At 42.0% G+C, this 6655-nt stretch carries 4 protein-coding genes; all 4 read right to left on the bottom strand.

The window, feature by feature from the left end:
* Positions 1-2578 (bottom strand): Hpt domain-containing protein (locus tag V7K42_RS02635; RefSeq protein WP_334913270.1); only part of this gene is annotated, 2578 nt, incomplete at its 3' end.
* Between the two features lie 90 nt (positions 2579-2668).
* The gene (locus tag V7K42_RS02630) at positions 2669-5599 is read right to left on the bottom strand and encodes a methyl-accepting chemotaxis protein (protein ID WP_334913268.1); all 2931 of its coding nucleotides are present in this window, start codon (positions 5597-5599) and stop codon (positions 2669-2671) included.
* Between the two features lie 14 nt (positions 5600-5613).
* Positions 5614-6144, bottom strand: a complete 531-nt coding sequence (locus tag V7K42_RS02625) for a chemotaxis protein CheW (RefSeq protein WP_012412196.1) — start codon at positions 6142-6144, stop codon at positions 5614-5616.
* 13 nt (positions 6145-6157) lie between these two features.
* Positions 6158-6523, bottom strand: coding sequence for a response regulator transcription factor (locus tag V7K42_RS02620; protein WP_069073698.1), 366 nt, complete (start codon positions 6521-6523; stop codon positions 6158-6160).
* Positions 6524-6655: the final 132 nt, after the last annotated feature.

Genomic DNA, 6655 nt, shown 5'->3' with positions numbered 1-6655 from the left:
AAGTTTCTATAATCGATAGTTCGTCCACAGGATTTTCTGTGGTTTCCATCTGAATATAGGTGGAGTCTATGGCAACATCTTCAAACACCAGTTGCAGATTTTCATCGAAAGAGCCGAATGAATGAAGTTCTAAATCAGCAGCAGATATTTCTGGAGACTGATGAGCAAATTCTGGAGCAAAATCTAAAGCTTCTGGTTGTTGCGATCGCATGAGAATTTCTTCTCCTGAATGCTGCCCAAACAAAAGTATTTCTGGCGTAGAGGTATTGCTGATTGCTGGGGAAACAGTTGAGTCACTAAGTGCTAACTCATCAAATAAATCATCTCCAGAATCTGATGAGAACATCAAATCTAACTGCTCTTGGTGCTGGAAATTAATATCCAAATCTTCCAAGTCAAAACTGGCTAGAGGAGAAGATATAGTTTGTTGACTGTCAGCAAAAATATCATCTGTTGTAGCAAACAAACTCTCTTCTAATGCCCTTTCTACATTCTGCTCAATTAAGGAATCAAATTCGTTCTGATCCTCTGTACTTTCTTGGTTCCAGAAGTTGCTCAGATCGTTTTCTGATTGAGAAAACTCAGGTGCTGTTGCTGGAGATGTATCAAATAAATCACCTATTTCTGGTTCACTGGTAGGCAATAATGTCTGTTCTTCCATTTCAGCAAACGGATTGTCCGAAGACAAGCCTATTTGCTGGGGTAATTCTATGTAGTCACTAGGAGTAATTTCTTCTACCCAGTTTGCATTTCTAGTTTCGGATAATAAGTTCTCAAAACTATTTGGTTGGTTAATCGATAGTTCTACATTGGCAAACGCTTCAGTTTCTGGTTGAGTCACTTCGCCTATAGGCAATATTTCAGCATCATCTAGATCCAGTGTCAATAAATCTTCAAATACATCGTCTGTTTTGATACTAGCAAGCTGGTTTGTCTCACTAGAAATATCAATAAATTCTTGTAAATCTTCGGAAGAAGAATCTAAATTTATATCAAGTACGTTAAGATCACTCAAATCTAAAGTCGTAGCAGATGTTTGTTGATTTTGCGGTTCTGAAGTCTCTTTTTCTAGGAAATTGTCGCCAAATAACAAGGATAAATCTTCTGTTGTGACTGTAGTTGCTGCTCGATCAAAGGAAAGTAAATCAGATAAATCGCTATGAGCATCCTCAGCGTCAGTGCTGCTGAAATCAATTCCAAAATCATCAGTAGCAACAATATCTAGGGTTTCTTCTTGATGCCAGCTTTCATCTAGTTCAGGAGTCTCACCTTCAAATAAATCGGCAAGGGTATTTAACTCAGCTATTCCTACCTCTGGCCCGTTGGGGTCAAGATTGTTACTGATTGGATGTACTTCGTCATGTGTGGTGAAACTAAGACTAGTGTGAATTGCAGCGTTGAGTGGTGTCCCTTGTTGAAGATAGGGGCGAACGCTAGCATCCTTGTCTAGATTAATTTCTTCAGTGGTCTGGGCTAGGTTTAACTGCTCGGTGTTACCAGATAAAATTGGCTCTGACGCAGTTGATGATTCTGTCAAAACCGCAGCCTGTGCATCAAACAAATCAGGAGTAACTTCTAATAACTCAATTTCTGCCAAGCTCAAAAGTGCTTCTAGTTGCTGACTAATTGCAATTTCGGCTTCCCTACCTTGCAGGACTAATTCTTGAGCTTGCTTAATTTCGGTAATGACAATTTTAGCTAAAGTTAGATAACTATTTTCGGAATTGCCGATCGCACTGGCTGCTGCTTGACACAAACCACACCACTTGGATAAATTCCAAGTCTCACCAAGTTTGACTAACTGGTAACAGCATTGCTGAAGGTTTTGCCGAGTTGAGGGTGTTGTAGTTTGCTTAAACAGTTGCAACATTTCTCGCAGTGTTTGCAGCACTTGGGCTTGAAACTCGCCCCAATTATTATCTTCTTTAGCCGTAACTGGCGATCGCGCAGAGTTAGAGAGTCCGCGTTCAGTGAGAGCGTCTCGTACCTGCTGAGGTGCTACTGAGACAGATATTTCTGGAGATCCCTGATGAATGTCTTCTGCAAAACTAGGAATATCTCGCCGCAGGAAAATTTCTGTAAGTGTAGAGACATTCTCTAAAGAGTTTGTGTGTAGTTCTATTGCATCAGTACTGCTGGATGCTCCAATTTTTCCTTGTTCTACAAGTAGTTCCAGATGCTCATACAGCCATTGAAAGACAGGCTCAGTTTCTGACATTAAAGTATTAGCTGCATCTTCAGAAAGACCATAAGGCCCGCTCAAATGCTCTAACAGCGATTTCAGGGTATCAGATACACCAAGAAATAAAGACTCTAACTTTTGGTCAATCTGAACCGGATTATCTTTAAGAACTTTGAAACAATCTTCCAGACGGTGGGAGGTATGCTGGATGCTAGTCAATCCAAGCATCGCGGCTCCTCCTTTAATGGAGTGAGCCGCCCGGAAGACTTCACTGATCATTTCCGGGTCGTTCAAGGTACCTTCTAGATTCAGTAACCCCTGCTCAATGGTATTCAGGTGATCCCTGGCTTCTTCGATAAAGTAACCCAAAATCCGCTGTTGTTGTTCCGGCAGCATAGCAAAAGTTATGAGTTATGAGTTATGAGTTATGAGTTGTTAGTCATTGGTCATTGGTCATTGGCAAATAACAAAAGGACAAATGACAATTTATCTAGTTTCCATAGTTTCCACTCGGAAACGTTCAACGGAAGCGATCAAGTCACGGGATACACCTACTAAGTGTTGTAGGGCACCTGAAACTCGCTGTGCTTCTTGAGAAGTTTCTTGTGCAGTGAGTTCTACTGATTGCATTACGTGAGCGACGGCGCGGGAGGTTTCAGTTTGTTCCACAGTGTCGCTGGTAATGGAGCGCACAAGAATATCAATACGATTCGCCACTTGAATAATGTTTTCGAGCGATCGCTTGGCTTCTTCTGCCAATTTTGTCCCTTTAATTACTTGTTGTGTGCCTTCTTCCATTGCGGTCATTACAGAACCTGTTTCGCTCTGGATTTGCATCACAATTTGTTCAATTTCCTTGAGGGATTTGGCAGATTTATCTGCTAATTGGCGCACTTCATCTGCGACGATCGCAAACCCGCGTCCAGCTTCTCCGGCTCTTGCCGCCTCAATACTAGCATTGAGTGCTAATAAGTTGGTTCTGGAAGCAATCTGAGAAATCAACGCCACAATTTTAGAAATTTCTTGAGAAGATTCCGCCAGCCGCTTGACTTTGCGAGTGGTTTCGGCAACGGTTTCTCGGATTTCTAAAATCCCCGCCACAGTATTTTCTACTGCTTCGCCACCTTTGAGAGCGATCGTACTCGCATCACGAGCAACGGCTTCAGCTTCCCGCGCCGCCTCTGCTACGCGCTGAATCGAGTCAGTCATTACCTGTACAGAATTCAGCGTTACTGCTAACTCTTCTGCTTGACGCAAAGCGTCACTAGATAAGGCTCTAGCAAAGGTTTCAGAGTTGGTTGCACCTTTTGTTACATCCTTCGCTGCCACTTTTACCTGTTGCACAATATCCCGTAGGTTTTGAATTGTCAGGTTAAAAGCGTCAGCTACCGCTCCTAGTACGTCGGCTGTCACTTCCGCTTGGACTGTTAAATCCCCTCTAGCAGCTCCTTCCACATCATCCAAAAGGCGAATTACCTGGCGTTGCAGGTTTTCTTTAGCCTCCTCTTGTTCATCGGCTTTGCGTTGGGCTTCACCTGTCGTCGTGAAAATTACCCGCGCCATTTCATTAAAACCAGTGGCTAAATGCCCCAATTCATCTTCGGAAAACACCGTAGCTTGAGCGTTCAAATTTCCTTGGCGTACAGCTTCAAACTGAGCTTGCAGATCGTTAGTTGTGCGCCGAATTTGTTTGAGTGCAAAATTCCCCATGAAGCCTGCGGTGGCAAAACCGGCAATCCCAGCGGCTAGAGACATTGCCCAACCTGTGTTTCGGACTGATTCTCGTTGGGGGGCTGGCGAAAATGTGGTGGCGACAAAGCTAACTGTGGCTACTACTAGCGCCGAGACAATGCCCACACTTCCAGCAATTAACCATTGTTTCCTTTCTATGGAGGCATTCTCTAATGGTGCTAACCAGCCTTGCTCGACGCTAACGTTGGGTTCTAGTTTCGAGACATCTGTTTGGCTAAAGACTGGAACTCCTTCATGGGAACCAGTCATCGTGAATAGTTCTTCTTCGCGATCGGCTGCATTACTTCCAGAAGGCTCCACGACTTGAGAGCGCCCATTGCCAATAGTTTCTGCTGGAGCAGAATACATTGCTGCATCACCGAAGTTAGAATCTTCTTCGATCAGGTCAAATCCTGGAATGTTTCCTAAATCGTCAAATTCCTCAAAGTCATCTAAAAAATCGATATTGCTCTTAGAATTTTCTCCATTTAGTATATTGTTTGAGTCCTCATAAGAACTCGATCCCTCTGAGCCAAAGGCAGACTCAAATGCCTCCATATCAAAGTTATCATCGTCATCAAATCTATTTTTGCCGATGCTTGTACCTGATTTAAACTTCTTTTCTTCTAGAGGTATGTTGCCACTAAAAGATAAAGGTTTATCAGATAAATTCGGCTGAAAGTCATCCTCTGCTTCCAAATCTTTTGACTTCAACCAATCATGGGCTTCGGTTTCTGGTAAATCATATTTACTGTTGTTATTTGTGGTCGAACTATTTGTTAGTTCTTCTTCGGCAACAATAAGTAAAGTCTCATCTCCAAAATTCGATTTTTTATATTCTAAATTCCCAACCTTAAGCTCTGGAGACTTTGGCTCACTCAACAAATCAGAGAAGTTATTGTCACTATTACTAGTTTGGGAATTAGAAAATGAAAAGTTATTATTGTCAATAGCTGAATTTTCGGGAGTAGAATTTATCTCATTCTCGGAAAAATGACGATTTACTAATGATTCATCATGGCTTTCTGATACATCCTCCTGCCAAAAAGCAGGTAATTCTAATTCTGTTTTTTCCTCATAATTACTACTATTTAAATCCGATTCCTCTGATTCTTCATCCAAAGCAAAAGGGTCATCACCAAAAGCTGTAGAAGAATCTGATATTTTCCTCGTTCCAATACTATCTTCTGTGGGGATATCAAATGGACTATGAGAAGATAGTTCTTCAACCTCATTCCCAGTTTCTTGATGCTCTCCAAAAAAGTTCAAATCAAGATTTTTACTGTCAAACTCTTCACTAACCCCCAAATCTTCTAATTCTAGTTCGCTATATGCCAGTGGATCGGATATCTCTGAGGAATTGATTTGTTCTTGATTTCCTGATGTATCAATCTGCCCGCCGAATGACTGTAAATATTGATTGATATTCTCAATTCCATTATTGGCAAAACCAATAATTTCTTGCTCATTAGTCAAGCCTAAGACCTGTTGATATTCTTCTTTTGCTACATCATACTGCTGTAAAACATAGTAGATGTGACCTCTTAACAAATGAGTGTTGGGGTCATCTGGTAAATTTTGCACCACTTGGTCAACTAAAGTGGCTGCAACCTCGTAATTTCTTTGGACATAGGCGGTCATCGCCTGTTGATATGTTGGCTCGTAATTATCAATACTTGCTGCCATTTCCTCCTCCAATTTCATCCTGCCCACCTAGCACTCCGTACAATTGCCATTTGATCGAGCAGTCGTAGACACTGATTATTTTTAGCACTTAGTAACCACTCTCCCCGTAAAAAAGGAACCATAGTATCTGGAACACTAGTTGGTGGCATGAGATTCTGGACATCCAACCAGTCCATACCTCCGATTTCTTCTACTGCTAAACCCACTATTGTGTCTTGCTCTTCGATGGCAATCACCGAAATTTCAGCTCTATCCGTGTTTAATGCACTTGCTTCTCCCAGAAATTGACCCAAATCAGCCACCCAAATAACTCGACCTCGTAAATTTAGAGTACCCAAAAGTAAAGGAGAAGCATTAGGAATCGGGGTGATTCTATCAGGACTTAGTTCAATTACCTCCCGAATGCCAGTTGCTTGTAGTGCAAACTCCTGATGCGAGGGAATGTAAAATCTCAAATGTAACTCACCTTCAGGACTTTCTACTTGTAATTCTGGTCGGAAGTGATCTTGACCGCTACCACTTAAAAAGTCCGGTTTGCTGACCATATTGCTTTTATCCTTATCCTCGCAGCAGTTGTTTGACTGTTCCTACCAACTCGGTTGGTTGAAACGGTTTGGCTATGTAGGCATCTGCACCCTGCTTCATGCCCCAATAGCGATCGAATTCTTCGCCTTTGGAAGAACACATCACCACAGGGACATTTTGGGTTTTTGGATCGGATTTTAACCGCCGACAAACTTCGTAGCCGTTCATCCGGGGCATAACAATATCCAACACCACTAAATCGGGAGGTGCTATTTGAATTGCCTCCAATGCTTCTAATCCATCACTAGCATGGGTAACTGTTAGTCCAGTTGCTTTCAGGAGGTCTGTAATCATCTCCCTTTGTGCGATACTGTCTTCTACAATCAGAACTGTACTCATAAATGTCTATTTACCTCCTGATGTAAACGTTCCTATTTGGAACATTCCCTGACTCCTCCGCAAGTATTAACTGTATAAATTAATTGTATGTTCTCACTATTTTCCTGGATACTGAGGTTTCATTAAGTTGGC

The organism is Nostoc sp. (assembly GCF_036917455.1).
Classification (GTDB): Bacteria; Cyanobacteriota; Cyanobacteriia; order Cyanobacteriales; family Nostocaceae; genus Nostoc.
The sequence above is the reverse complement of the archived record's forward strand: the minus strand, read 5'-3'. Positions and strand labels throughout refer to the sequence as shown.

Bases quoted from the DNA above. Each gene is read 5' to 3' on its own strand.
- V7K42_RS02630 (WP_334913268.1), bottom strand. From the start codon at position 5,599: ATGGCAGCAAGTATTGATAATTACGAGCCAACATATCAACAGGCGATG.
- V7K42_RS02625 (WP_012412196.1), bottom strand. From the start codon at position 6,144: ATGGTCAGCAAACCGGACTTTTTAAGTGGTAGCGGTCAAGATCACTTC.
- V7K42_RS02620 (WP_069073698.1), bottom strand. From the start codon at position 6,523: ATGAGTACAGTTCTGATTGTAGAAGACAGTATCGCACAAAGGGAGATG.